General features: G+C 69.0%; 27 protein-coding genes and 1 tRNA gene. 18 read left to right on the forward strand and 10 right to left on the reverse strand.

The features are described from left to right. Window positions 1-114 precede the first annotated feature (114 nt). A complete protein-coding gene (locus tag ACWCV9_RS22960; protein WP_450789121.1) occupies window positions 115-1,212 on the reverse strand; it encodes a DUF1152 domain-containing protein in 1,098 nt (365 codons plus the stop codon). 80 nt (window positions 1,213-1,292) lie between these two features. On the opposite strand from ACWCV9_RS22960, the gene ACWCV9_RS22965 reads away from it, so the two are divergent. From ACWCV9_RS22965 to ACWCV9_RS23030, 14 genes are all read left to right on the forward strand, one after another. Beyond that, the gene (locus ACWCV9_RS22965; RefSeq protein WP_450789123.1) at window positions 1,293-2,033 is read left to right on the forward strand and encodes a GntR family transcriptional regulator; all 741 of its coding nucleotides are present in this window, start codon (window positions 1,293-1,295) and stop codon (window positions 2,031-2,033) included. Window positions 2,034-2,308: 275 nt separating this feature from the next. Continuing rightward, a complete protein-coding gene (locus ACWCV9_RS22970; protein WP_450789125.1) occupies window positions 2,309-2,746 on the forward strand; it encodes an ATP-binding protein in 438 nt (145 codons plus the stop codon). 88 nt (window positions 2,747-2,834) lie between these two features. Then, complete coding sequence (locus tag ACWCV9_RS22975) at window positions 2,835-3,566, forward strand: GntR family transcriptional regulator (protein ID WP_450789127.1); 732 nt, start codon at window positions 2,835-2,837, stop codon at window positions 3,564-3,566. A gap of 133 nt (window positions 3,567-3,699) precedes the next feature. Beyond that, the gene (locus tag ACWCV9_RS22980; RefSeq protein ID WP_450789129.1) at window positions 3,700-4,050 is read left to right on the forward strand and encodes an SCO3933 family regulatory protein; all 351 of its coding nucleotides are present in this window, start codon (window positions 3,700-3,702) and stop codon (window positions 4,048-4,050) included. Window positions 4,051-4,055: 5 nt separating this feature from the next. Then, window positions 4,056-5,429: an FtsK/SpoIIIE domain-containing protein gene (locus tag ACWCV9_RS22985; protein WP_450789130.1), complete on the forward strand. Its 1,374-nt coding sequence runs from the start codon at window positions 4,056-4,058 to the stop codon at window positions 5,427-5,429. Window positions 5,430-5,512: 83 nt separating this feature from the next. Further along, window positions 5,513-5,719, forward strand: coding sequence for a hypothetical protein (locus ACWCV9_RS22990; RefSeq protein ID WP_450789132.1), 207 nt, complete (start codon window positions 5,513-5,515; stop codon window positions 5,717-5,719). Beyond that, complete coding sequence (locus tag ACWCV9_RS22995) at window positions 5,719-6,348, forward strand: DUF2637 domain-containing protein (protein ID WP_450789133.1); 630 nt, start codon at window positions 5,719-5,721, stop codon at window positions 6,346-6,348. Before ACWCV9_RS22990 ends, ACWCV9_RS22995 begins: the two co-directional genes overlap by 1 nt. Window positions 6,349-6,368: 20 nt before the next feature. After that, a complete protein-coding gene (locus tag ACWCV9_RS23000; RefSeq protein ID WP_450789135.1) occupies window positions 6,369-6,569 on the forward strand; it encodes a hypothetical protein in 201 nt (66 codons plus the stop codon). Next, window positions 6,569-6,760: a mobile element transfer protein gene (locus ACWCV9_RS23005; RefSeq protein WP_450789137.1), complete on the forward strand. Its 192-nt coding sequence runs from the start codon at window positions 6,569-6,571 to the stop codon at window positions 6,758-6,760. The genes ACWCV9_RS23000 and ACWCV9_RS23005 overlap by 1 nt, the downstream gene beginning before the upstream one ends. A 9-nt stretch (window positions 6,761-6,769) precedes the next feature. Continuing rightward, entirely contained in the window at window positions 6,770-6,964 is a 195-nt protein-coding gene (locus ACWCV9_RS23010; RefSeq protein ID WP_450789139.1) for a hypothetical protein, read from the forward strand. Window positions 6,965-6,978: 14 nt separating this feature from the next. Continuing rightward, window positions 6,979-7,236, forward strand: coding sequence for a SpdD protein (locus ACWCV9_RS23015; protein WP_450789141.1), 258 nt, complete (start codon window positions 6,979-6,981; stop codon window positions 7,234-7,236). Window positions 7,237-7,367: 131 nt separating this feature from the next. Further along, complete coding sequence (locus tag ACWCV9_RS23020; RefSeq protein ID WP_450789143.1) at window positions 7,368-8,672, forward strand: replication initiator; 1,305 nt, start codon at window positions 7,368-7,370, stop codon at window positions 8,670-8,672. Further along, a complete protein-coding gene (locus ACWCV9_RS23025) occupies window positions 8,665-8,841 on the forward strand; it encodes a helix-turn-helix domain-containing protein (RefSeq protein WP_450789144.1) in 177 nt (58 codons plus the stop codon). The genes ACWCV9_RS23020 and ACWCV9_RS23025 overlap by 8 nt, the downstream gene beginning before the upstream one ends. Further along, window positions 8,841-9,998, forward strand: coding sequence for a tyrosine-type recombinase/integrase (locus ACWCV9_RS23030; protein WP_450789146.1), 1,158 nt, complete (start codon window positions 8,841-8,843; stop codon window positions 9,996-9,998). The genes ACWCV9_RS23025 and ACWCV9_RS23030 overlap by 1 nt, the downstream gene beginning before the upstream one ends. A 78-nt stretch (window positions 9,999-10,076) precedes the next feature. On the opposite strand, the gene ACWCV9_RS23035 is transcribed toward ACWCV9_RS23030, so the two are convergent. From ACWCV9_RS23035 to dnaA, 9 genes are all read right to left on the reverse strand, one after another. Continuing rightward, a tRNA-Ile gene (locus ACWCV9_RS23035) sits at window positions 10,077-10,153 on the reverse strand. Window positions 10,154-10,265: 112 nt separating this feature from the next. Further along, entirely contained in the window at window positions 10,266-11,048 is a 783-nt protein-coding gene (locus ACWCV9_RS23040; protein WP_450789147.1) for a DUF3566 domain-containing protein, read from the reverse strand. A 19-nt stretch (window positions 11,049-11,067) separates the two neighbouring features. Then, complete coding sequence (gene gyrA / locus ACWCV9_RS23045) at window positions 11,068-13,665, reverse strand: DNA gyrase subunit A (protein WP_450789149.1); 2,598 nt, start codon at window positions 13,663-13,665, stop codon at window positions 11,068-11,070. Between the two features lie 42 nt (window positions 13,666-13,707). Beyond that, window positions 13,708-15,777, reverse strand: a complete 2,070-nt coding sequence (gyrB, locus tag ACWCV9_RS23050) for a DNA topoisomerase (ATP-hydrolyzing) subunit B (RefSeq protein WP_450789151.1) — start codon at window positions 15,775-15,777, stop codon at window positions 13,708-13,710. 352 nt (window positions 15,778-16,129) lie between these two features. Next, the gene (locus tag ACWCV9_RS23055) at window positions 16,130-16,663 is read right to left on the reverse strand and encodes a DUF721 domain-containing protein (RefSeq protein ID WP_450789153.1); all 534 of its coding nucleotides are present in this window, start codon (window positions 16,661-16,663) and stop codon (window positions 16,130-16,132) included. Then, window positions 16,660-17,781 carry a DNA replication/repair protein RecF gene (gene recF / locus ACWCV9_RS23060; RefSeq protein ID WP_450789155.1) on the reverse strand — a complete coding sequence of 374 codons (1,122 nt, stop codon included), beginning with the start codon at window positions 17,779-17,781 and terminating at the stop codon, window positions 16,660-16,662. Before recF ends, ACWCV9_RS23055 begins: the two co-directional genes overlap by 4 nt. Before the next feature lie 54 nt (window positions 17,782-17,835). Continuing rightward, window positions 17,836-18,711 (reverse strand): phosphogluconate dehydrogenase (NAD(+)-dependent, decarboxylating), encoded by an 876-nt coding sequence (gnd, locus tag ACWCV9_RS23065; protein ID WP_385841559.1) that lies wholly within the window; start codon window positions 18,709-18,711, stop codon window positions 17,836-17,838. Window positions 18,712-18,908: 197 nt separating this feature from the next. Continuing rightward, a complete protein-coding gene (gene dnaN, locus ACWCV9_RS23070; protein WP_059250041.1) occupies window positions 18,909-20,039 on the reverse strand; it encodes a DNA polymerase III subunit beta in 1,131 nt (376 codons plus the stop codon). 978 nt (window positions 20,040-21,017) lie between these two features. Next, window positions 21,018-22,994 carry a chromosomal replication initiator protein DnaA gene (gene dnaA, locus ACWCV9_RS23075; protein ID WP_450789157.1) on the reverse strand — a complete coding sequence of 659 codons (1,977 nt, stop codon included), beginning with the start codon at window positions 22,992-22,994 and terminating at the stop codon, window positions 21,018-21,020. A gap of 395 nt (window positions 22,995-23,389) precedes the next feature. Between dnaA and rpmH the strand changes: the two genes are divergently transcribed. From rpmH to yidC, 4 genes are read left to right on the forward strand one after another with little or no spacing between them, the layout of a single operon-like run. Beyond that, window positions 23,390-23,527: a 50S ribosomal protein L34 gene (gene rpmH / locus ACWCV9_RS23080; RefSeq protein ID WP_003956500.1), complete on the forward strand. Its 138-nt coding sequence runs from the start codon at window positions 23,390-23,392 to the stop codon at window positions 23,525-23,527. A 21-nt stretch (window positions 23,528-23,548) separates the two neighbouring features. After that, complete coding sequence (gene rnpA, locus ACWCV9_RS23085; protein ID WP_078611778.1) at window positions 23,549-23,920, forward strand: ribonuclease P protein component; 372 nt, start codon at window positions 23,549-23,551, stop codon at window positions 23,918-23,920. Continuing rightward, complete coding sequence (gene yidD, locus ACWCV9_RS23090; protein ID WP_450789159.1) at window positions 23,917-24,291, forward strand: membrane protein insertion efficiency factor YidD; 375 nt, start codon at window positions 23,917-23,919, stop codon at window positions 24,289-24,291. Before rnpA ends, yidD begins: the two co-directional genes overlap by 4 nt. Window positions 24,292-24,294: 3 nt before the next feature. Then, window positions 24,295-25,572, forward strand: coding sequence for a membrane protein insertase YidC (gene yidC / locus ACWCV9_RS23095; RefSeq protein WP_450789161.1), 1,278 nt, complete (start codon window positions 24,295-24,297; stop codon window positions 25,570-25,572). Window positions 25,573-25,578 lie beyond the last annotated feature (6 nt).

The raw sequence follows: 25,578 nt of genomic DNA on the forward strand, positions 1-25,578 counted from the left end.
GGCCCGGCCCCCGGCCGGGCTGGAGCGGGGCGGAGACAGGAGCGCAGGCCCGGCCGGGGGCCGGGCCGCGCGCGGGGAGCGGAGCGAGCCGCCTTGAACCCGTAGAGAAAGTTGTTACTCAGGCTTCGCCGTGATGCGCCACAAGGGCGCGTCGTACTGCTCCGGGCGGTTGTTGATGAGCAGCTCGCGTAGGTCGTAGCGCTGGGTGCCGGGGAGGTTCAGGGCCTCGGTGATGTGGCGGAACGTCGTGTGGGTGACTCCGCGGCTGCGGGCCTCGGCCTCGAAGTGGTCCAGCTGAGCCAAGACCGCCGTCGAGTCCAGCTTCACCGGGGGCTGCTCGCTGAGCCATGCCGCCTTGTTGCGTTCGTAGTCGATCTCCGAGTAACCGCAGATTTCGCGGCTGAGCGCTTCCACCTGGTCGAGGTCCTTCGTCGCCATGATCGCGCGGGCCAACTGGTTGCGGCTCAGTGCCTCGTCCATGTCGGCTTCGTGGACCCTCGGCCCCTCCTCCGTGAGTGGCACGGGAAGTCCGGCGTCCCGTACCTCGCAGGTGCCCCGAACCCCTCGCGCGGTCGCCGCGAGCATCCCGGTCGCCTCCGACGGGTGCCACTCCAGAACCGAGCTGATCGGCTCAGCGTCCTTCGCCGTGAGGGTGTGTACGAGGGGGCCGAGCGTGCCGCGCAGGACCTCGATCGGGAGTTCGCCGTCCAGGCCGGGGCCAGCCACCAGGAGACGGACGGTCGCATTCACCTGGCAGCACGCGGCCAAGGTGAGGGCGTCAGCAAGCGGGCTCTTGAGCGTCGGCTCGTCGCCTCGCGCGAGGATGTCACCGCCCACGTCCAGGAGGTCGATCGACTCCGGCTCCAGGTGGCTCACCAGCTCTTCAAGCTGGCGCGTGACTCCCTCGACCCCGTGGTGCGGGTCGATAAGGGCGAAAGTGTGCGGGAGTTCTGCGGCAAGTCGAGGGAGGGTCGATCCTGCCGGAGCGATCGGGTGGGCCGTGGCCGGCACTGACCAGACGGCGGGTGTGAGGGGTTCGAGGCCAGTGAAGTTGGCGACGCCCCGGGGACCCGGAAGAGGGTCGACCAGCAGGCGGTCCCACGCGTACGTGAAGATCACCGCTCTGTCATCGGCGCCGTACAGGGCCGCATCGAGCATTGCGGCGGCGACTGCGTCGCCCCCTCCTCCTGCTGCGACGATCAACCGCGTCATGCGGACAGCGTACGGGTTTCAAGATTGGCCACCCACCCTATAGTGGCTAGAGGCCATAGCCACTTGGAGGAGGAGGGAGCATGCCTCAGCTTGAGGAAGCACTACCGAAGTATCTCCAGATTGCCCACTTCATCCGCGACCAGATCCTTCGCGGAGACCTGCGACCGGGGGACGAGGTCCCCTCGGAACGGCAACTCGCGGCGGACTGGAAGGTGTCGAGGCCTACGGCCGCTCGCTCACTGGAGGCGCTGAGTCATCAGGGCCTGGTCGAGAAGCGGCAGGGATCGGGCACCTATGTGCGGAGCCTGGAGGTCAACCGGCGGGCGCGTGAGCTGTACGGGCGGGCCCGGCAGACCGGGAAGATCTACACCGCTGGCGAGTACGCGGTCATCACGTCGGCCGGCTGGCTGGAGGCGCCGGATCACGTCGCCGAGGCGCTGGGACTCACCAAGGACCGACGGGCCGTGCACCGACGGCGCGTGACCAACAACCAGGACGGGCCCATCACGTTGTCCACTTCCTGGTTCGCGCCGGACGTCGGCCAGAGGGCGCCCAAGCTCCTGGAGCCCGAGCGGATCCAGGAAGGCACCCTGATGTACGTCGAGAACATGACCGGACGTCAGGGCAGTTATGCCGAAGACCGGATGTGCGCTCGGTCCGCGACGGACGAGGAAGCTGCCGACCTTCGACTGGAGCCCGGTTCGGCTGTACTGATCGTCCATCACGTCGTCTTCGACCTCCAGGACCGGCCGCTGGAGTTCGCCGAAGCCACCTACCCGCCCCATCGCTGGGCGTTCGAGCAGGGCTACCCGCTCACCTGACGGTTCACCAGTTGCACCGAAGTGCTTGCACATCGTGAGTGGCTAATGCCACTATCCAGTAAGTGGCTAAGGCCACTTCAGGGAAGGGGCACGGCGTGACGAGTCAGCGGTCGGACAAGAGCCCACGCTTAGCCTGCCGGGGATGCCGGGGGCGGGGTTGGAAACGCGTCAGCTCGCGCACGACGCTGGCGCTCTCCACCGTCAACGACCGTGCCCGTGCCACGTCGAAGCGGCGGTGCCTCGATTGCGACGGCACCGGCAAGGAGTGAGCACGGATGGCCTACATGATCAACAAGCACCCCGGTCCGGACTCGCCCCGCCTCGGGGCGATGACCTTGCACCCGATCCCGGAATCCGTCCCGCGGGCCCGGCGCTGGTTCCAAAAGTTCATCGCCCCGTACAACCCGGCCTGCTCGGTCGAGGACTGCGCGCTGCTGATCTCCGAACTGGTGACCAACGCGATCCTCTACGGCAGGTCGGACGACTCCTGGGTCGTCCGGGTGGAGTGGTACCGCGAGGGAACTTCGCTCCGGGTGGAGGTGCACAACCCCGGCTTCCCGGCGAACGTACGGCTGCGCCGGCCCGACGCCGACGACGCGCACGGGCGCGGCCTCCTCCTGGTCGACTCCATCGCCGACTCGTGGCACTCCGGCCCGAGCTGCTTTGGTGGGACGGTCGTGTCCTTCGCGATGGCCGATGCTTGGGCCTCTTGAAAAGTGCCCCACCCTAACGCATCCATAGATGCGTCCCGGGGTAGTCTGGTTGACCAGTTGACTTGGCTATTCCTGACGGGCGGCGCTCATGGCCTATGAAGTCGAGGCACCGAAGTACGTTCGCCTCGCGCAGACGATTCAGCGCCGCATCGAGGACGGTACCTACGCGCCGGGTACCCGCGTTCCCAGTGAGAACCAGCTCGTGCAGTCCTTCGGGATGTCGCGCCCGACCGTCGTACGGGCCCTGGAGCTGCTGAAGAGGGACGGTTGGCTGGAGTCTCGCCAGGGCTACGGCACCATCGTCCGCGGTCGCCCGGCCGTCATCGAACAGAAGGACCGTCGGGGCCGTGAGGCGCTGGAGCGCGACGAGGCGGGCACCCCTGGGCGTCTCGTCCATGTCGGCGAAGTCCCCGTCCCGGCCCGTGTCGCCTCGGCGCTGGGTCTCCCCAAGCGGGCCAAGGCCCTGCAACGCCGCTTCGTGGTCGAGCAGGACGGCGAACCGGTCGAGCTGATCTCGTCATACTTCCCCGCCGGCCTGGTCGAGGGCACCGAGCTGGGGAGCGCGGAAGCCCTGGCAGGCGGCGCCCGTGAACACCTGGAAGCCCGGAAGAAGGTCCGCTTCGACCACGTGACGGAGCGGGTCTCTGCCCGTATGCCCGAGAGCGACGAAGCGGAGCTCCTCGGGGGGCTTCCCGCCGATGTTCCCGTCCTCAGTGTCCTGGTCATCGCCTGCGACGCCGCCGGACAGGCCCTGCAAGTCTCTGAGGTGCTGCTTCCTGCCGATCAGCATGAACTGGAAGACACCTATCCCTTGAACTGAGCCTGCGCCGAGGCGCGCCTCGAACGACTCCTTCCCTATTCCACTTGACAAGTCAACCTGGCATCTCTAGCTTCAAACTTGCTAAGTCAACTTGTCAGGTGACAGGTTGCCGACTTTGAAGGAGAGACTTCCTGTGCGTGTGATTCGCGTTGACACCTCGTCCGCCACGATCCTGCTGACCGAAGCTCCGGCGCCCAAGGTGCGCGACCGGCAGACCGGTGAGATCGCCAAGGACGCGCTGAGCGGCGAGGCTCTGATGACCGTCGGCGTCGTCTACATCGACGAGGGCGAGTCGTCGCTGATCCAGGTCACGGTCCCCGAGAGCGGTGTGACGGAGGGGCTGACCGTCGGCGCTCCCGTCTCGCTGCCGGGGCTGGTGGCGCGACCCTGGGAGAGCGTGTTCAACGGCCAGCAGCGGCACGGCATCGCCTACCGGGCCACTGCCATTGCTCCGGGCGCCTTTCCGATGGCTCAGGCGGGCTGATCGACGTGACCGACCTGATGACGGCGGCCGAGCTGGGCGGGGCGCTCACCGCGATAGGCGGTGTGGCCTACGCCCGGCACGCCCACCCTGCGGCGTACTGGTCCACCGTCGGACTGCCGGTCTCGGCGGCCCGGCTGATGGCCTCGTACTCCTCGACCATGGACGCCTGCGGCCTGACCGTCGAACCGTCCCGCTGGCGGGCACTGGCCGTCAGGGCGACCACTCGCCGTGAGGTCCAGCCCGTCCCGCCCCGCCGGGGCCTGATCCGGCCGACCTCGACCGGCCTCCGGATCCGGCTGCGGCTGGCTCCGGGCCAGGAGCCGGCGGACGTGGCGGCTTCGACCGAACGGCTCCGGCACGCCTGGGGCGTGCACGCCGTGTACGTACGGGACGTCAAGCCCGGCGTCGTGGAACTCCGGCTCGTCGGCTTTGACGTCCTGCGGAGGGTGCGGATGCCTCGCCGGATCGATGGCGGGCTTCTCCGGGTGCCGGTGGCCTTGCGGGAGGACGCGACAGCGTTCGTTCGCGACTACCGCGCCGTGCCGCATGAACTCGTTCTCGGCGCCACCCTGTCCGGCAAGTCCATGTACCTGCGCAACCTGCTCACCGGACTGGCGACTCAGCCCGTGGTCCTGGTCGGCATCGACTGCAAGCGCGGGGTCGAGCTGGCGCCCTTCGCCGCCCGGCTCTCCGCCCTCGCGACCGACCCGGAACAGGCGGCCGAGCTGCTGCCCGTCCTCGTCAAGGAAATGGAGGACCGTTACGACCTGATCAAGGCCCGACAGGGCATCGCGCTCGGCACTCCGAATGAGCTGATCACCTCGGACATCTGGGGCCTGCCCGAGAGCGAGCGGCCCGCTCCCATCGTTCTGTTCATCGATGAGGTGGCCGAACTCTTCCTCGTCGCCACACGGAAGGAAGAGGATCGGCGGGACGAGATGGTCACCCAGCTCATCAGGCTCGCGCAGCTCGGTCGCGCGGCCGGCATCTACCTGGAGGTATGCGGGCAGCGCTTCGGCGCCGAGCTGGGCAAGGGCGCGACCATGCTGCGTGCCCAGCTCACCGGCCGGGTCTGCCACCGGGTCAACGACGAAGCCTCCGCGAAGATGGCTCTCGGCGACATCGCACCTGACGCGGCCGTCGCCGCCTGCGCCATCGCTGCCGAGCGTCCCGGCTTGGCCGTGGCGGGCGACACCTCCGGCGGCTGGTCCCGTATCCGCACCCCGTATCTCTCCCTCGCCGACGCCGCGGCCGCATGCCGAAAGTCGGCGCACCTCGCCCCCGACGAACCGGCGCTCGTGCCCTTCCGGCCGTACGCCCCGCCCGCGCCCGTGGAGGCGTCCGGGCCGGTCGCCACGCCGTACCCGCTCGCCGAGTAACCACCCCTGATCCATCGGCCGGCGCGGCCGTCCCGCGCCAAGTCCCTACCCCACCCATGCCTGGAGAAGGAAGAGCACTCGCCATGTGCCCCAGCTGTGAGGACTTCGCCCTGACCGTCCTTCTGCTCGGCCAACTCGCCCTCTACGCCGAAACGATCGGTGCTGATGAGGACTTCATCGCGGCCGTGGCACCGTCGCTGGCTGCGTCCCTGCCGGAGCCTCCGCCGGGCATTTTCCCGTCCGGTTACGACCCGGAGGACGGTCCCGACTATCCCGGCGGGGCCTCCTGATGACCCGCCCCGCCATGCGGGTGGACGCGGTCCTGGTCCAGGCCGTCATCGCCGGAGCCCTGTCCTTCGCTCATCTGCATGACCTCGCTGCCGCCGCTGGGCAGGCCGGTTGGAAGGCATGGGCTTACCCGATCAGCGTCGACCTGCTCCTGGTCGCCGCCTGGCGGCGGCTCCGCTCCGGCGGCGCCAAAGCGGCTGCCTGGTGCTGGTTCCTCGTCGCGCTGACCGCCTCGCTCGGCGCCAACGTCGCCACGGCCGGCCTGCTCGACCTGGGCGCCGTACCCGCCTGGCTGCGGATCCTCGTCGCCGGATGGCCCGCGGTCGCCTTCCTCGGCGGAACCCTGCTCGTCCACGGATCCCCGAAGCCCGAAGAGCTGCCGACCCCACAAGAGGACGCGAACACCACGGCAGCGGTGGCCCCTACTGGACCAGAACTGCCCACGGCGGAATCCCGGGAACCGGCTCCGCCCTCGACCGCCCCCGTCCCGCCCGCGCTCGTCGCCCTCGCTCGCAAGGTCGCCGACGAACACCGGACCCGGACCGGAACCGACATCGAAACGCCGGCCCTTCGCGCCCGGCTCGGCGTCCCGCTGCCGCTGGCCGAAGCCATCGCTGCCCAACTGACCTGATCCCGGAGGACCTTCCGTCCATGCGTCCGTCCACGCTCCGAGCGCTGAAGCGCGCCGCCGAGCTGACCCGACAGAACCGCCTGACCGAAGCCGTGCTGATCGCCGAACCGGTGACCCTCGCCGCCGACAGCTACGAGGGCGACGAGATCTTGCGCTGGCTCGCCGAGCACGTCACCGACTTCACCGGCGAGAACGACCCGGACTCGAAGGAGATCGACTGATGCCCGCCAACCGCCGCTTCCGCAACGTCGTTCGCATCGGCCCCGTCCAGGTCGCCACGTACTACGACGGCCGGGGCCGCGAGAAGCACACCGCCGCCTGCACCGCCCCGCGCTGCGGCTTCTCGACGGACCACGACAGCCGCGCCGCCGCCGAGCTGGCCGCGCGCACTCACCGCTGCTCGGTCCGCTGAGGGGGGCCGGTGACCGTCTCACTCCCGCTCGTCTTCGTCCTGGGCGTCATCGCCTGGGCCGCAATCAAGTTCCTCGGCATCCGCCTCTGGGTCGCCGTCGTGATCGCCCTGTTCGGCTTCTACCTCTCCCACACCTTCCTCGCCCCCGCCATCGAGACCGGCACCCGCTCCGGGGTCGGCGTCGTCGACGGCACCCACAAGTGACAAGGAGGTCCGCAATGTTCCGCCCCAAGCTGCCCGACGTTCCGACCCTGCCGACCACGATCGTCACGCCTCAGCAGGTCCAGGCTCCGGCCCCCTCCGCCGGCCGTCCGGTTGCCCCGTTCGTGGGCGTCGGTGTCGGCGCTGTCGCTGCCGTGGTCGTGGTCGGCGTCGTGCTCACCGCGCTCCTGGCGGCGGTCGCCGTCTCGGCCGTGTCCGTGGCCGTCGCCGCCGTGGTCCTGCGCTCCCTCGTCAGCAGCACGCACAAGCGCTGACCGGCCTCCGGGGCGACAACAAGCCGCCAAGCATCCCGTCGCCCCGGGGCCGTCTCTCCCGACCGCAGAAACAGCCGAAAGGAAGTCCCATCATCACCCGGCAGACTCCGCCTCCGCTGGCGGAACTCTCCATGCTGGCCTCGCTGGGGACCATGCCCGAGCTGGCTCGGCAGCTCTCCGGACTGGGTGGCTGCACCAACCCTGTACGCCTCGACGGCCACCGCACCGAATACGCGGTCGACGCGGCGACCGGTGAGATCGGCCGAGTCCTGCACCACCTCGATTCCGGCTCGCTCGCCGCCGGCCAGCTCCTGGTCCGCTGCAACAACCGCCGTGCCACCCGCTGCGCTGCCTGCGCCGAGACCTACCGCCGCGACACCTTCCACCTGATCACCGCCGGTCTCCGCGGCGGCAAGGGCACCCCGGAACAGGTCGGCACGCACCCGCGGGTCTTCGCCACCTTCACGGCCCCGAGCTTCGGCCCTGTCCACAACCGCCCCAGCAGCGGCCGGTCCTGCCGCTGCGGCTTCCGGCATGACGAAACGGACCCGGCTCTGGGCTCTCCCCTCGACCCCGACACCTACGACTACGAAGCGGCCGTGCTCTGGAACGCGCACGCCGGAGCCCTATGGCGGCGCTTCTCGATCTACCTTCGCCGAGAGGTCGCCAGGCGCGCCGGGCTCACCCAACGCGACTTCCGCGACCACGCCCGGATCTCGTTCGCCAAGGTCGCCGAGTACCAGAAGCGCGGCGCCGTCCACTTCCACGCGGTCATCCGCCTCGACGGCCCCGAGGGCGGCTACACACCCCCGCCGGCCTGGGCGAGCACCGAGCTGCTGACCGACGCCATCCGCGCGGCTGCCGCTGCTGCCCGCATCGACGGGCCGGAGATCGACGGCCGGGCTCATGCGTTCGCCTTCGGCCGTCAGCTCGACGTCCGCCCGATCCGCTCCGCCGACTTCGACGGCGGTCAGGAACTCACCGAGCGGGCGGTAGCGGGGTACATCGCCAAGTACGCCACCAAGGGCGCCGAGACAGCGACCGGCACTCTGGACCGGCCGATCCGCTTCCTGGCCGAGCTGGCCCAAGCCCGGATCAGCGAACACGCCCAGCGACTGATCCGCACCGCCTGGACCCTCGGCGCACGCCCCGAGCTGGCAGACCTGCGCCTGCGCGCCTGGGCCCACATGCTCGGCTTCCGCGGCCACTTCTCCACCAAGTCCCGCCGCTACTCCACCACGCTCGGTGCCCTTCGGGATGCGCGAGCGGCCTGGCGCCGTGCCCAAGCCTCACCGGCCGTCCCACAGGACGGCGAAACCACGCTCGTCCTCGCCCACTGGGTCTTCGCCGGCACCGGCCTCAGCCCCGCCGAAGCCTGGCTCGCCGCTTCCCTCGAACCCGCCCCCGGAACGGAAGGAGAACCCACTCATGGCTGAACTGCTCACCGTGCCGGAGGCCGCGGCCCGGCTCAGGGTCGGCCGAACCAAGATCTACGACCTGATCCGCACGAACCGGCTGGTCTCCATCAAGGTCGACAACTGCCGTCGTATCCCGGATGACGCCGTTCAGGACTTCATCCGCCGGGGGATGGGGGAGGCTGCCTGATGGCGAAGAAGCGCCCCAACGGCGGGGGAACGATCAGCAAGCGCAAGGACGGCCGCTACCAGGGCGCCGCCTACGTCACCGACACCGACGGCAACCGGGTCCGGAAATACGTCTACGGCGCCACCTGGGACGAGGCGAACGAGAAGCTCGGCAAGCTCCAGGACCAGGAGCGCAACGGCATCCCCGTGCCGTCCCGCTCCTGGACGCTCGGCGAGTGGCTGACGTACTGGGTGGAGCACATCGTCAAGCCGGAGCGCGAGCACAACACGTACGTCAAGTACGAGTCCAAGATCAGGCTCTACCTGTTGCCGCACCTGGCCAAGAAGCCCTTGACCAAGCTCACCCCAGCCCAGATCCGGACCTTCATGGCAACGCTGAAGCGCGAGAAGGTCGGCGCCGCCACCCGCTTCGAGGTGCTGCGCGTCCTCCGGAACGCCCTCAACCGGGCCATGCGCGAGGAACTGCTGACGCGCAACGTCGCCCTCCTGGTCGACATGCCCAAGGTCAGCAAGGACAAGGGGAAGGCCTGGAGCGCCCGTGAGGCAATCGTATTCCTCCGCTCGACCCGTGCTCACCGCCTCTACGCGGCCTGCGTCCTGGTCCTCGTCCTCGGCCTCCGCCGTGGTGAGGTACTGGGCCTTCGCTGGCAGGACATCGACTTCGAGGCGCACCAGTTCACACCGGTCAAGCAGGTACAGCGGGTCAAGGGCGTCGGCCTGGTCCTCAAGGACCTCAAGACGGAGTCCTCGCAAGCCGTGCTGCCGCTGCCGGAGTTCTGCGCCCGCGCCCTGGAGGAGCGCCGGGAGCTGCAAGAGCTGGAACGGAAGATCGCCGGTGAGCACTGGTCGCAGGAGCCGGACCATGACCTGATCTTCTCCTCGGAGCACGGTGGCATGATCGATCCGGTCGGCTTCTCCCGCACCTTCGACCGCCTTGTGAAGCGCGCCGGCGTCCGCCGCATCACGGTCCGCCTCGCCCGGCACACCTGCGGAACCCTGCTGGCCTTCCTGAAGGTGCACCCCAAGGTGGCGCAGGCGATCCTCCGGCACAGCCAGATCAGCATGACCATGGACGTCTACACACACGTGGTGGGTGACAGCGAAAGGGAAGCCGTCGGGATGCTCGCCGAACTCCTGGAGGACCCGCTCCTCGGCTGACCGTCGCAGTTCACGGCCGTTGATGTCAGCCGTAGATGTCAAAGACCCCCAACCATGATCGGTTGGGGGTCTTCTCGCTGGTGGGGCTAACAGGATTTGAACCTGTGGCCTCATCCTTATCAGGGATGCGCTCTAACCAACTGAGCTATAGCCCCGCCGCGCTGTGCGGTGTGTGTCCCGCGCGCTGACTCCTGAAGATTAGCGCACGACCACGCCAGTCCCAAAATCGGTTGTCGGGGGACCGTCAGGTCAGGGGCCCGCAGGCGGTCACTCGTCCTCCGCGAGGGTCAGCTCGACGCCGCCCACGAAGCCCGCGGAGAGGTTGTAGATGAACGCGCCGAGCGTCGCCAGCGCCGTCGCCAGGACGACGTCGATGACCGCGATGATCGACGTGAACGTCAGCACATGGGGGAGCGACAGGAAGGACTGGAGGTCGAAGCCGTTCGCCTCGTTCGAGCCCGTCGCCTCCGAGATGGTGCCGCCCACCGTGGAGAACACACCCATCGCGTCCATCACCATCCACAGCACCGCCGAGGCGACGACCGTGCAGATGCCCAGCGCGATGGAGAGCAGGAAGCTGACCTTCATCACCGACCACGGGTCGGCCTTGGCCACCCGCAGCCGCGCCTTGCGGGTCCGCGGGGCCGTGCGCACGCCCGTACGCGGCACGCGCACCCCGCCGGTGGACTGCTGCGCCACATACGCCTGCGGCGGGTGGTACGGCCCGTCGGGCTGCTGCGGGCGTCGCTCACCGGGCAGCGGCGACGCCGGACGCGCCTCGCCGGACGCGGCCGGGCCTCGGGTGTCCGTCACTGTTCCCCCCTGGGAAGCGGATGGACCGGCGGAGTCCTGCGCGGACACCTTCACCGGCTTGAGGTTGGTCGTCTGCGGGTCGGTCGCGAGAGCAGCGCCCTGGGACGCGCCCGGCGCACCCGCCGCGCTCTGAACACCCCCGGTGGAGGCGGCAGACGCGGCGGAGCCACGGCCGCCGCCGTCCGTTTCCGTACCCCTGGAGGTACCGGCCGATCCGGCGCCCGTGGCTCCGCTCACGATGACTCACTCCTCGTGCCTACTCGGCCGAGGGCGCCTCACCCTCGTCCGTGCCGATGGTCACGGCGTCCTCGGCGGCCTCGCCGACGGCCTCCTCGCCGTCGACCTCCTCCGCCTCACGCCCCGCCTCGGCGTTACGTGCGATACCGACCACGGCATCGCGCTTGCCCAGGTTGATCAGTTGGACGCCCATGGTGTCACGGCCCGTCTCCCTGATCTCGTTGACTCGCGTACGAATCACACCGCCGGACAGGGTGATGGCGAGGATCTCGTCGGTCTCCTCGACCACCAGCGCGCCGACCAGCGAACCACGGTCCTCCACGATCTTGGCGGCCTTGATGCCGAGGCCACCGCGACCCTGGACGCGGTACTCGTCGACGGCGGTCCGCTTCGCGTACCCACCGTCCGTGGCAGTGAACACGAACGTACCGGGTCGAACGACATTCATCGAGAGAAGCTCGTCGCCCTCCCGGAAACTCATCCCCTTGACGCCGGAGGTGGCGCGGCCCATCGGGCGCAGGGACTCGTCCGAGGCGGTGAACCGGATCGACTGTGCCTTCTTGCTGATCAGCAGCAGATCGTCGTCCGCCGAGACCAGCTCCGCGCCGATCAGCTCGTCGCCGCCGCCGTCCTCCCGCTCGCGCAGGTTGATCGCGATCACACCGCCGGAGCGGGGCGAATCGTAATCCTTCAGAGGCGTCTTCTTGACCAAGCCGGACTTGGTGGCCAGCACCAGGTACGGCGCCGCCTCGTAGTCCCGGATCGCGAGGATCTCGGCGATCGCCTCGTCCGGCTGGAAGGCGAGCAGGTTCGCCACGTGCTGGCCGCGCGCGTCCCGGCCGGCCTCGGGCAGCTCGTACGCCTTCGCCCGGTACACCCGCCCCTTGTTGGTGAAGAACAGCAGCCAGTGGTGCGTGGTGGAGACGAAGAAGTGGTCGACGATGTCGTCTTCCTTCAGCTTCGTACCCCGCACGCCCTTGCCGCCGCGCTTCTGCGCCCGGTAGTCGTCCGTCTTGGTCCGCTTGACATAGCCGCCGCGCGTGACGGTGACGACGATGTCCTCCTCGGCGATCAGGTCCTCGATGGACATGTCGCCCTCGTACGGGATCAGCTTGGTCTTGCGGTCGTCGCCGTACTTCTCGACGATCGCCGCCAGCTCCTCGCTGACGATCCCGCGCTGGCGCACCGGCGAGGCGAGGATCTCGTTGTACTCGTTGATCTTCGCCTGGAGTTCGTCGTGCTCCTGGACGATCTTCTGCCGCTCCAGGGCCGCCAGGCGCCGCAGCTGCATCTCGAGGATCGCGTTGGCCTGGATCTCGTCGATCTCCAGGAGGTCCATCAGGCCGGTGCGCGCGACGTCGACGGTGTCGCTGCGCCGGATCAGCGCGATGACCTCGTCGATGGCGTCCAGGGCCTTGAGCAGACCGCGCAGGATGTGCGCGCGCTCCTCGGCCTTGCGCAGCCGGAAGCGGGTACGGCGGACGATGACCTCGATCTGGTGCGTCACCCAGTGCCGGATGAACGCGTCCAGGGAGAGGGTGCGCGGCACGCCGTCGACCAGCGCGAGCATGTTCGCGCCGAAGTTCGTCTGGAGGTCGGTGTGCTTGTACAGGTTGTTCAGGACGACCTTGGCGACCGCGTCCCGCTTGAGCACGATGACCAGGCGCTGACCGGTGCGCGAGGACGTCTCGTCACGGACGTCGGCGATGCCGCCGATCTTGCCGTCCTTCACCAGGTCGGCGATCTTCTGCGCCAGGTTGTCCGGGTTCACCTGGTACGGCAGCTCGGTGACCACCAGGCACTGCCGGCCCTGGATCTCCTCGACCTCGACCACCGCGCGCATGGTGATGGAGCCGCGCCCGGTGCGGTACGCCTCCTCGATGCCCTTGCGGCCCACGACCAGCGCGCCGGTCGGGAAGTCCGGGCCCTTGATGCGCTCGATCAGCGCGTCGAGCAGCTCCTCGTGGCTGACGTCCGGGTTCTCCAGGTACCACTGGGCGCCGGCCGCGACCTCGCGCAGGTTGTGCGGCGGGATGTTGGTCGCCATACCGACCGCGATACCGGCGGAGCCGTTGATCAGCAGGTTCGGGAAGCGGGCCGGCAGGACGGTCGGCTCCTGGGAGCGGCCGTCGTAGTTGTCCGTGAAGTCGACGGTCTCCTCGTCGATGTCCCGGACCATCTCCATCGACAGCGGCGCCATCTTGCACTCGGTGTAGCGCATGGCCGCCGCCGGGTCGTTGCCCGGCGAGCCGAAGTTGCCGTTGGAGTCCACCAGCGGCATCCGCATCGCCCACGGCTGGGCCAGCCGCACCAGGGCGTCGTAGATGGAGGAGTCGCCGTGCGGGTGGTAGTTGCCCATGACGTCGCCGACGACACGGGCGCACTTGTAGAAGCCGCGCTCGGGGCGGTAGCCGCCGTCGTACATCGCGTACAGCACGCGGCGGTGGACGGGCTTGAGACCGTCCCGGACGTCCGGCAGCGCACGGGACACGATGACGGACATCGCGTAGTCCAGGTACGAACGCTGCATCTCCGTCTCGAGCCCGACCGGCTCGACGCGCAGGACGGCCTCGCCGCCCTCGGTCCCGGGAGTCTCTGGAGTGTTCTCGTCGGCCATTGCTGGTGAAGATCCTTCCTGGTGCGGTCAGCTGAGACCGACTCAGATGTCGAGGAAGCGGACGTCCTTGGCGTTGCGCTGGATGAACTGGCGGCGGGCCTCGACGTCCTCGCCCATCAGGACCGAGAACAGGTCGTCGGCCTGGGCGGCGTCGTCCAGGGTGACCTGGCCGAGGACCCGGTGCTCCTGGTCCATCGTGGTCACCCGCAGCTCCTCGGCGTTCATCTCGCCGAGCCCCTTGAAGCGCTGGATCGAGTCCTCGCGCACCCGCTTGCCGCGCTGGCGGCCCATCTCGATCAGCGCGTCGCGCTCGCGGTCCGAGTACGCGTACTCGATGTCGTCCCGGCCCCACTTGATCTTGTACAGCGGGGGGCGGGAGAGGTACACGTGCCCGGCCTCGACCAGCGGCCGCATGAAGCGGAACAGGAAGGTCAGCAGCAGGGTGCTGATGTGCTGGCCGTCGACGTCGGCGTCCGCCATCAGGATGATCTTGTGATAGCGGAGCTTCTCGATGTCGAAGTCCTCGTGCACACCCGTGCCGAAGGCGGAGATCAGCGCCTGGATCTCCTGGTTCTGGAGGATCTTGTCGATCCTGGCCTTCTCGACATTGAGGATCTTGCCGCGGATCGGGAGGATCGCCTGGTACTGCGGGTTCCGGCCGGACTTGGCCGAGCCGCCGGCGGAGTCACCCTCGACGATGAAGATCTCGCACTTGGTGGGGTCGTTCGACTGGCAGTCGGACAGCTTGCCCGGCAGCGAGGCCGACTCCAGCAGACCCTTGCGGCGGGTCAGGTCGCGCGCCTTGCGGGCCGCCACGCGCGCGGTGGCCGCCTGGATGCCCTTGCGGATGATGTCCGCGGCCTCGTTCGGGTTGCGGTCCAGCCAGTCGTTGAGGTGCTCGTAGACCGCCTTCTGCACGAAGGTCTTGGCCTCCGTGTTGCCCAGCTTGGTCTTGGTCTGGCCCTCGAACTGCGGCTCGCTCAGCTTCACCGAGATGATCGCGGTCAGACCCTCGCGGATGTCGTCACCCGTGAGGTTGTCGTCCTTCTCCCGCAGCAGCTTCTTGTCGCGCGCGTACTTGTTGATCAGCGAGGTGAGCGCGGCCCGGAAGCCCTCTTCGTGGGTACCGCCCTCATGGGTGTGGATGATGTTCGCGAAGGAGTACACGCCCTCGCTGTAGCCGCTGTTCCACTGCATCGCGACCTCGAGGGACAGGCTCTTGTCCTTGTCCTCGGCCTCCAGGTCGATGACGGTGGGGTGCACCACCTCGCCCTTGCGGGAGTTGAGGTACTTCACGAAGTCGACGATGCCGCCCTCGTAGTGGTACGTGACCGTCTTGACCTCGGCGGTCTCGTCCGCGCCCGCCTCGTCCGCACCGCTGGTGGCCTTCGCCGACTCGCGCTCGTCGGTGAGTTTGATCGTCAAACCCTTGTTGAGGAACGCCATCTCCTGGAAACGCCGCGACAGCGTCTCGAAGGAGTACTCGGTGGTCTCGAAGATGTCCGGGTCGGCCCAGAAGGTGACCGAGGTGCCGGTCTCGTCCGTGGCCTCGTGCTGGGCCAGGGGAGCCGTCGGGACGCCCAGCTTGTAGTCCTGCGTCCAGCGGTGGCCGTCGGTCTTGATCTCGACGGAGACCTTGGTCGACAGCGCGTTGACGACGGAAACGCCGACGCCGTGCAGACCACCGGAGACCGCGTAGCCGCCGCCGCCGAACTTGCCGCCCGCGTGCAGCACGGTCAGCACGACCTCGACGGCCGGCTTGCCCTCGGAGGCCACGATGCCGACGGGGATGCCACGGCCGTTGTCGGTGACGCGCACCCCGCCGTCGGCGAGGATCGTCACGTCGATCGTGTCCGCGTACCCGGCCAGCGCCTCGTCGACCGAGTTGTCGACGACCTCGTACACGAGGTGGTGCAGACCGCGCTCGCCCGTGGAGCCGATGTACATGCCGGGCCGCTTGCGGACCGCGTCCAGCCCTTCGAGCACGGTGATGGCGCTGGCGTCGTACGAGGCGGGGGTGCCGGCCTCGGCGGCGACGCCGGCGTCGGTGGACGGGATGTTCTCGTTGGGGTTGCCGGAATCGGCCACGAAGCGCCCTTTCTGGCACAGCACGAGCCGGGCTTCTCGGCGGGTTGCCGGAGCGGCTGCGGCATGTTGCGTTGGTAAGCCTTGATCAGCGTTGCTCAGCTTTTCCCGGGCGGTCCCCACGTTGGGGCGGGATTGTCTTCCAGTCTACCGGTAGCACTGACATCGATGGGGGTTTGCCGGTACCTGAGTCCCCATGTGCCGCCCTGAACCGGCCTCGACCGGGTCCCGATATGCGGAAGGGGGCTCCAAGGGGCTCACAGCGGCGCTCAGCGCTTCGGGCCGTCATCCCTTGGCTACTGGGGGGTCAGCTCACCGGTCGCACCCGTGTACGGACGTACGACAACGCCCCGCATCAGCACGATCTACGTGAGGTACGTCACCCATAGGTGTCGCCGGAACCGCCGCTTCCCGGAGCCCGCAAAGGCCCGTACCGGCGGGCCGGACCACCCGGACCCTGCACCTTGAGCAACCGGACCGTGCCGTGCCCGAGATCCTCGTTGAGCCGGCGGACCAGCTCCGGGGCCAGCAGCCGCAACTGCGTCGCCCACGCCGTCGAATCGCACTGCACCGTCAGCACGCGCTCGTCCTCGTCGTACCGCTGCGGCACACAGTGCTTGGCCAGGTCCTCGCCGACGATCTGCGGCCAGCGGCCCATGACCCCGCCCACCGCCGCGGGCGTCTCCCAGCCGCGCTCGCTGATCAGCCGGTTGATCGCCGCGCCGAGCGCCATCGGATCACGGCCGTCGGCGCGCGCCCCGGAGCGCAGCCCGCCGCCCCGCCTGGCCTGCTTCTTCTGCCGCACCGCGTCCCCCCGCGCGCGTGCCTGCTCCTTCGCCGCGCGCAACGCCACGCGCGCGAGGTCGACACCGGAGGGCTCGGCCTTCTTCCCTTTGCTGTCGTCGGTGCTCATACGCGCTCCACGCTCCCGCCGGACACGGCGAACCGCGCCCCGGCCAGCACATGCGGTACGTCGTCGTCCACGGCCGCGGTGACCAGCACCTGCTCACCGGGCGCGACCAGCTCCGCCAGCCGCTCCCGGCGGCGGGCGTCCAGCTCGGCGAAGACATCGTCCAGGATCAGCACCGGCTCGTTGCCCTCGGCGCGCAGCAGGTCGTACGAGGCCAGCCGCAGCGCCAGCGCGTACGACCAGGACTCGCCGTGCGAGGCGTACCCCTTGGCCGGCAGCTGCCCCAGCTTGAGCAGCAGTTCGTCCCGGTGCGGCCCGACCAGCGTGACCCCCCGCTCGATCTCCTGCCTGCGCGCCTCCGCCAGGGCCGCCATCAGCTGCCCGTACAGCTCCTCGCGGGTGTGCGCCTCCCCCGGCGCGGACGGCTTGTACTCCAGCGCCACCGGACCACCGCCCGGCGCCAGCTGCTCGTACGCCTTGTCCGCCAGCGGCTGGAGCGCGGCGATCAGATCGAGCCGCTGGGCCAGCAGCTCGGCACCCGCCCGCGCCAGATGCTGGTCCCACACGTCCAGCGTGGACAGGTCCATCGACCGCCCGCCGTGCCGACGGGCCAGCGCGGCGGTCTTCAGCAGGGTGTTCCGCTGCTTGAGCACCCGCTCGTAGTCGGATCGCACCCCTGCCATCCGCGGCGACCGCGCGGTGATCAGCTCGTCGAGGAACCGTCGCCGCTCCCCGGGATCGCCCTTCACCAGCGCGAGATCCTCGGGCGCGAACAGCACGGTCCGTACGATCCCCAGCACATCCCGGGGTCTGACCTGCGAGGACCGGTTGATCCGGGCTCGGTTGGCCCGGCCCGGGTTCAGCTCCAGCTCGACCAGCTGCTGCCGCTCACCCTGCCGGACCTGCGCCCGGATCACCGCCCGCTCGGCGCCCATGCGCACCAGCGGCGCGTCGGAGGAGACCCGATGGCTGCCCAGGGTCGCCAGATAGCCGACGGCCTCGACCAGATTGGTCTTCCCCTGCCCGTTGGGGCCGACGAAGGCGGTGACGCCCGGGTCGAGCGGGACCTCGGCCCGGGCGTACGAGCGGAAGTCGGCCAGCGAAAGATGCGTGACGTGCATGGTCGTCCGCCGACCTCCCTGCTTCTCTACGGCTGTACGGCCCGCCGGTGGGCCTTACTTCTTCTCCACTGCGTGACCGCCGAACTGGTTGCGCAGCGCGGCGATCATCTTCATCTGCGGCGAGTCCTCCTGCCGCGAGGCGAACCGGGCGAACAGCGACGCGGTGATCGCCGGCAGCGGCACCGCGTTGTCGATCGCGGCCTCCACAGTCCAGCGTCCCTCACCGGAGTCCTGTGCGTAACCGCGCAGCCCGTCCAGGTGCTCGTCCTCGTCCAGCGCGTTGACGGCCAGGTCGAGCAGCCAGGACCGGATGACGGTGCCCTCCTGCCAGGAGCGGAACACCTCGCGGACGTCCGTGACGGAGTCGACCTTCTCCAGCAGCTCCCAGCCCTCGGCGTAGGCCTGCATCATCGCGTACTCGATGCCGTTGTGGACCATCTTCGCGAAGTGGCCCGCGCCGACCTTGCCGGCGTGCACCGCACCGAAGTCGCCCTCCGGCTTCAGCGCGTCGAAGACCGGCTGCACCTTGGCGACGTTCTCGGCGTCGCCGCCGTACATCAGCGCGTACCCGTTCTCCAGGCCCCAGACGCCGCCGGAGACACCGCAGTCGACGAAGCCTATGCCCTTGGCGGCCAGCTCCTCGGCGTGCTTCTCGTCGTCGGTCCAGCGGGAGTTCCCGCCGTCCACGACCACGTCACCGGGCTCCAGCAGCTCGGCGAGCCGGTCGATGGTCGACTGGGTGGCCTCGCCGGCCGGAACCATCACCCAGACCACCCGCGGACCGCTGAGCTTGCCCACAAGCTCTTCCAGGCTGTGGACATCCGCGAGGTCGGGATTGCGGTCGTAACCGATGACGGTGTGGCCCGCGCGGCGGATCCGCTCGCGCATGTTGCCGCCCATCTTCCCGAGTCCGACGAGACCGAGCTCCATCAGTGGTGTTCCTTAAGGTCGCTGTGTGGCGTGAGAGGCACCCACGTGCCGAGCCGAGCCTAAACCCGCCCACTCCTGCACAGTTGTGGGCATACACGCTCACCTGGGAGAACACACACGGCGGCCGCCCGTCCCCGCCGACTCGCAGCGCCGGGCACCCACAGGGGCACCCGGCGCTGTGGACAACCGCGGCCGGCTCAGCCGCTGAGCCGCACCGGCATGATCAGGTACTTGTACGCGTCGTCCGCCTCGGCGTCCACGGCGGGCTTGCCGCTCAGCAGCGCCGGCTTGGTGGACGTCGTGAACGACAGCTGGGCCACCGGGGAGTCGATCGCGCTCAGACCGTCCAGCAGGAAGGTCGGGTTGAAGGCGATGGAGATGTCATCGCCCTCCAGCTGCGCGTCCACCCTTTCCACAGCCTGTGCGTCGTCGCTGGAGCCCGCCTCCAGGATCAGCACGCCCTGCTCGAAGCTCAGCCGCACCGGGGTGTTCCGCTCGGCCACCAGCGCCACACGCTTGACGGCCTCGACGAACGGCGCGGTCTCGATCACGGCCACGGAGTTGAACTCGGTCGGGAACAGCGTCCGGTACTTCGGCAGATCGCCCTCGAGCAGCCGCGTGGTCGTACGCCGCCCGGCGCCCTCGAAACCGATCAGGCCCTCGCCCGCGCCCGAGCCCGACAGCGCCAGCGTGACGCTGTCACCCGCGCCCAGCGACTTGGCGGTGTCCAGCAGCGTCTTGGCGGGCACCAGGGCGACCGCGGAGGCGTCCGGGTTCTCCGGCTTCCACAGGAACTCCCGGACCGCGAAGCGGTAGCGGTCGGTGGAGGCCAGGGTGACCGTGTCGCCCTCGATCTCGATGCGCACACCGGTGAGCACGGGCAGCGTGTCGTCACGGCCGGCGGCGATGGCCACCTGGGAGACGGCGGCGGCGAACACCTCGCCCGGCACGGTGCCGGTCGCGTTCGGCATCTGCGGCAGCGCCGGGTACTCCTCCACGGGCAGCGTGTGCAGGGTGAAGCGGGAGGATCCACAGACCACCGTCGCCCGTACACCGTCTGTGGAAATCTCCACCGGCCGGTTGGGCAGGGCCCGGGAGATGTCGGCGAGCAGCCGGCCGGAGACGAGGACCGTGCCCTCCTCCTCGACCTCGGCCTCGACGTTCACCCGCGCGGAGACCTCGTAGTCGAAGCTCGACAGGCTCAGCTGGCCGTCCTCGGCCTTGAGCAGCAGGCCGGCGAGGACAGGCGCCGGCGGACGGGCCGGGAGGCTGCGTGCCGCCCAGGCCACTGCCTCCGCGAGTACGTCGCGTTCCACCCGGATCTTCACCGTAAGCCGCCTCCTGCTGCTGTTGCTCTCGAGTCCTCCGACTCGGTGTCACCGCACCCTGCGAAGGGAAGGACACCGGGGACCAGTCTGACGCACCCCACTGACAGTAGGTGCCCGTCGGGGTCAAGTCGGTCCGGGAGGCAGCCGGACGCGAGACCGCGAGTTGTGCACAGCCCCCGCTTCAAAGCGATTGCCGAGCTCTCTCTAGTCGGGAGTAGTAGTAGGGGCTGTGGATACCGTGGATAACCACGTTTGCCCAGCTCAGCGCGGGAATTTTGTCCACCGGTCCTGTGGGTGGAGGCAGTGGACAACTGGGCTCTTCTGTGGAGAACAGAAAGTTCTGCACACACCGCCCACAGGGTGAGGGCAGTTCTCCCCAGCTGCGTCCCCAGGTTTACCCACGTTTCCCACACCCCAATCCGGCACCTTCGTGTGACGCCTTTCACTCGACGTGGTGAGAGGGGGCGTCGCCTTGCCGAACAGTGGACAGTCATGTGGAGAAGCCGGTGATCGCTGGGGACAACCGGCTCCAGCCTGTGGGGTAGCGGTGGAAAACCTCATGCACAGCCTGTGGATCTCCAGTTTTTCCACACCCTGTGGAGAGTCTTCGTCCACGATTCCACAGGCCCTTGAGCTGGGCGAACGCCACACTCACAGGCTCCCTGTGGACACCGTTCGGGACAACTTCGCAGTCCCCAGCGTGTGGACACAAGAAAGTCCGCAAATCTGTGGAGAGCCCCCGTAACCCACCCCAAAATCGAACACCCAGCGGCCGCCATGTCGCCCCAGCTGCGGGCAGTCGTGCCGCTGGGGCGGCACGGGTGGGCGCAGCGGCACCTCTCAGCGAGCAGCGCTTCCACCGGCCCCCGCCCAGCCACAGCGCCGGGCACCACACGCCGAGACGCCCCCGGGAACGCAAAGAGCGCCTTCGGGGAGCAAATCCCCGAAGGCGCCCTAAGCCAGGCCTCGCCGCCGGCCTCAGCCGTTCTTGATGCGGTTCGTCAGCTCGGTCACCTGGTTGTAGATCGACCGCCGCTCGGCCATCAACGCCCGGATCTTGCGATCCGCGTGCATGACGGTCGTATGGTCCCGTCCCCCGAACTGCGCCCCGATCTTCGGCAGCGACAGATCCGTCAGCTCACGGCACAGGTACATGGCGATCTGCCGCGCGGTGACCAGTGCCCGCCCGCGCGAGGTGCCGCACAGGTCCTCCACGGTCAGCCCGAAGTAGTCCGCGGTCGCCGCCATGATCGCCGTGGCCGTGATCTCGGGCGCCGAGTCCTCGCCCCCCGGGATCAGATCCTTCAGCACGATCTCGGTCAGGCCCAGGTCCACCGGCTGCCGGTTGAGCGAGGCGAACGCCGTCACCCGGATCAGCGCGCCCTCCAGCTCACGGATGTTCCGCGAGATCCGGGAGGCGATGAACTCCAGCACCTCCGGCGGGGCGTTGAGCTGCTCCTGCACCGCCTTCTTGCGCAGGATCGCGATCCGCGTCTCCAGCTCGGGCGGCTGGACGTCGGTGATCAGGCCCCACTCGAAACGGTTCCGCAGCCGGTCCTCCAGCGTGACCAGCTGCTTGGGCGGCCGGTCGCTGGAGAGCACGATCTGCTTGTTGGCGTTGTGCAGCGTGTTGAAGGTGTGGAAGAACTCCTCCTGCGTCGACTCCTTGTCCGCGAGGAACTGGATGTCGTCGACGAGCAGGATGTCCATCTCCCGGTACCGCTTGCGGAAGCTGTCGCCCTTGCCGTCGCGGATCGAGTTGATGAACTCGTTGGTGAACTCCTCCGAGCTGACGTACCGCACCCGCGTGCCCGGGTAGAGGCTGCGCGCGTAGTGCCCGATCGCGTGCAGCAGATGGGTCTTGCCGAGCCCGGACTCCCCGTAGATGAACAGGGGGTTGTACGCCTTGGCCGGCGCTTCGGCGACCGCCACCGCGGCCGCGTGCGCGAACCGGTTGGAGGCGCCGATGACGAACGTGTCGAACAGGTACTTGGGGTTCAGCCGTGCCGTCGGCTCACCGGGCCCGCTCGCGGCCGCGGACGGCGCCGACGGCGCACCACCGGGCGCACCCGCCGGGGGCAGGTCCGGGCGTCCGGGGCCGCCGCGGTGCGCCGGGCCGCCCGCCGGCTGCTCGGGCAGCTCGCGGCGGACGGGGTCGCGCTGGTCGTACTCGGCGCGGGAGGGGTCGTAGGCGTCGCGCCCGGAGTCGTAGTCCTGCCGGGGCGGTTCGTAGTCGCCGCGCGGGCCCTCGTACTCGCCGCGCTGCTGCTCGTACGACGGCCGCTCCCTGCCCTGCGAGCGGTAGTCGTGCGTGCCGTAGCTGTCCGGGCCCGAGCCGTAGGCGTCCTGGGACGACGGCGAGGCGTAGGGGTCGCGCTCGGGGAAGCCGAGCCGCGGCTGCTGCCAGCCGTAGTCGTCCTGTCCGGGACGCGGCCATCCGCCGGGCTCGGGGCGCTGGTACTCCGAAGGGTAGGCGGGCCGGACCGTGGGCATCTGGCGGTCCGCGCGGCCGGACGGCGACTGGTCGCCGCGCGGCTGGGGCTCGGTGCCCGGCAGCGGTTCGGGGGCGCGGTGCCGGCCGTAGCCCTCGTACGCCTGCCCGGAGGGCAGCTCGGGCTCCTCGTAGCGCGGCTTGGGCGGCTGCGGGGCGGGCGGCGCGGCGGGGGCCGGCGGCTCGCCCGCGGTGTCGTCCACGGTGATCGCGATGCGGATGGGGCGGCCGCACTCACGGCTCAGGGTCTCGCTGACGATCGGCGCGAGACGTCCCTCCAGTACGCCCTTCGCGAACTCGTTCGGTACGGCGAGCAGCGCGGTGTCGGCGACCAGCGCGAGGGGCTGGCAGCGTCGGATCCAGTGCTCGTCCTTCGCCTCGACACCCTGTCCGCGGCCCTCGCCGAGGAGCTGCTCCAGTACGCGTGGCCACACTGCGGCAAGATCGGCAGGTACGTCAGCCACAGGGCACGCTCTCTCACAGGTCCCACGAACGTGTGATCGCGGGACGGGTCGGGGGGTACAGCGGGTGGTCGGTGGGGCAAACCCGCCGGGGCGGGGGACAAAAGAACGAATGGGAGTTCAGCCACGGTAGTCAGCGCGGCGGGTACGGTTCAAGTTGTTGTCCCCAGCCTGTGGATAGTGTCTCTCGGTGACCCTCGGTTTGACCGAATGGCGCAGTCCCGCGTACCGTAACCAGGTCGAGTTGTCGATGGCTGCTGCCGCCTGCCTCCGATGGGCACAGGTCACGTCAGGTGATCGGTAAGCGGTGCACTCGGGCGTGAAGCGAGCTACTCGTGGGCGCACGGTGACAGCCAGGACGGCACCCCGCCACTACTGAACCTTTCTGGAGCCCCCGAGTGAGCAAGCGCACCTTCCAGCCGAACAACCGTCGTCGCGCGAAGACCCACGGCTTCCGGCTGCGTATGCGCACCCGTGCCGGCCGCGCGATTCTCGCGTCCCGCCGTAGCAAGGGTCGCGCCCGCCTGTCCGCCTGATCCCGATCAGGTCATGACGTCGTGCTGCCCACCGAGAACCGGCTGAGGCGGCGCGAGGACTTCGCGACCGCGGTACGGCGAGGGCGCAGGGCAGGTCGCCCGACCCTCGTCGTCCACCTTCGTAGCGGTGCCACGGACCCGCACGCGCCTGGGGAGAGCGCTCCTCCGACGCGTGCGGGTTTCGTCGTGAGCAAGGCCGTGGGTGGCGCGGTCGTGCGCAACACAGTGAAGCGCAGACTGCGTCATCTGATGCGTGACCGAGTCGCCCTGTTTCCCCCCGGTAGCCTGGTAGTCGTACGAGCGCTGCCCGGAGCGGGCGACGCAGACCACGCACAGCTGGCCCGAGACCTGGACGCCGCCCTTCAGCGGCTACTGGGAGGGGGCGCGCGATGAAGTACCCGCTGCTGGCTCTGATCAAGCTGTACCAGTGGACGATCAGTCCGCTGCTGGGGCCGGTGTGCAAGTACTACCCGTCGTGCTCCCACTACGGATATACGGCCATCGACCGGCATGGTGCGATCAAGGGAACGGCACTGACCGCTTGGCGCATCCTCCGGTGCAATCCGTGGTCGCTCGGCGGTGTGGACCATGTCCCGCCGCGCAAGCGACCGCGGTGGCACGAAATGCTGCGCAACGCCTGGCGCGCACGCAGGGGCGGGTCCTCCGCCGCCGAACCGGCCACCGAAGCGAAGCTCTCCTCCGACTCTTCCGAGCTTGGCTCGAGCCCGGCCGCAGAGACCTCGTCCCATGCCCAAGGAGCATGATTAGTGGACACGATTGCCAGCCTGTTCAGTTTCATCACCTGGCCCGTCTCCTGGGTCATCGTCCAGTTCCACGCGGTGTACGGGGCGATCTTCGGACCTGACACCGGGTGGGCCTGGGGCCTGTCCATCGTGTCCCTGGTGATCCTGATCCGCATCTGCCTGATCCCGCTCTTCGTGAAGCAGATCAAGGCCACGCGTGCGATGCAGACGCTCCAGCCGGAGATGAAGAAGATCCAGGAGCGCTACAAGAACGACCGGCAGCGCCAGTCCGAAGAGATGATGAAGCTGTACAAGGAGACGGGTACCAACCCGCTCTCCTCGTGCCTTCCCATCCTGGCGCAGTCCCCGTTCTTCTTCGCCCTGTACCACGTGCTCAACGGCATCGCGACGGGCACGCAGATCGGCGCCATCAACGAGTCGCTGCTCAACAGCGCCCGGCACGCGCACATCTTCGGCGCCCCGCTCGCCGCGAAGTTCATGAACAGCGAGGCGCAGGTCGCCGCGCTGGGCGCCTCGCTGACCGACGTCCGCGTCGTCACCGCGCTCATGATCGTCCTGATGTCGCTGTCGCAGTTCTACACGCAGCGCCAGCTGATGACGAAGAACGTCGACACCACGGTGAAGACGCCGTTCATGCAGCAGCAGAAGATGCTGATGTACGTCTTCCCGGTCATGTTCGCCATCTTCGGCATCAACTTCCCGGTCGGTGTCCTCGTCTACTGGCTGACCACCAACGTGTGGACCATGGGCCAGCAGATGTACGTCATCCGCAACAACCCCACCCCGGGTTCCAAGGCTCAGGCCGCCTACCTGGAGCGTCTGACCAAGCACGTCACGCAGCACGGCAAGGTCCGCCGGCGCAGCGAGAAGACCATCGTCAAGGCGATCGTCAGCAAGGGCCGGGACCGCAACGAGTTCGAGCGCAAGTTCATCAATGCGCTGAACAAGGCGGGTCTCGCCGCCCAGCCCGACGGCAGCGTGGTGAAGAGCGCGGCCCAGGCCGCGGCGCAGACCGAGGACGGCGCGGTGATCACCGAGACGGCCGCCGGCGCCGCCGCCCGGCGTCAGCAGCCCAAGCGCCAGACCAAGTCCCAGCGCCAGTCCGGCGGGGCCAAGCAGGCCGACGAGACCACCTCGCTGGAGAAGTCCGACGAGCCGCAGGACGCCAAGCCCGCCGCCGCCAAGCAGGCGCCGAAGAGCGGTTCCGGCACCCGCAGCCGGGCCCAGTCCGGCCAGCGCAAGGGTGGCCCGCAGCGGCCCAAGTCCCCGTCCAAGAAGTAAGAAGGA

This window comes from Streptomyces sp. NPDC001606, from assembly GCF_053596835.1.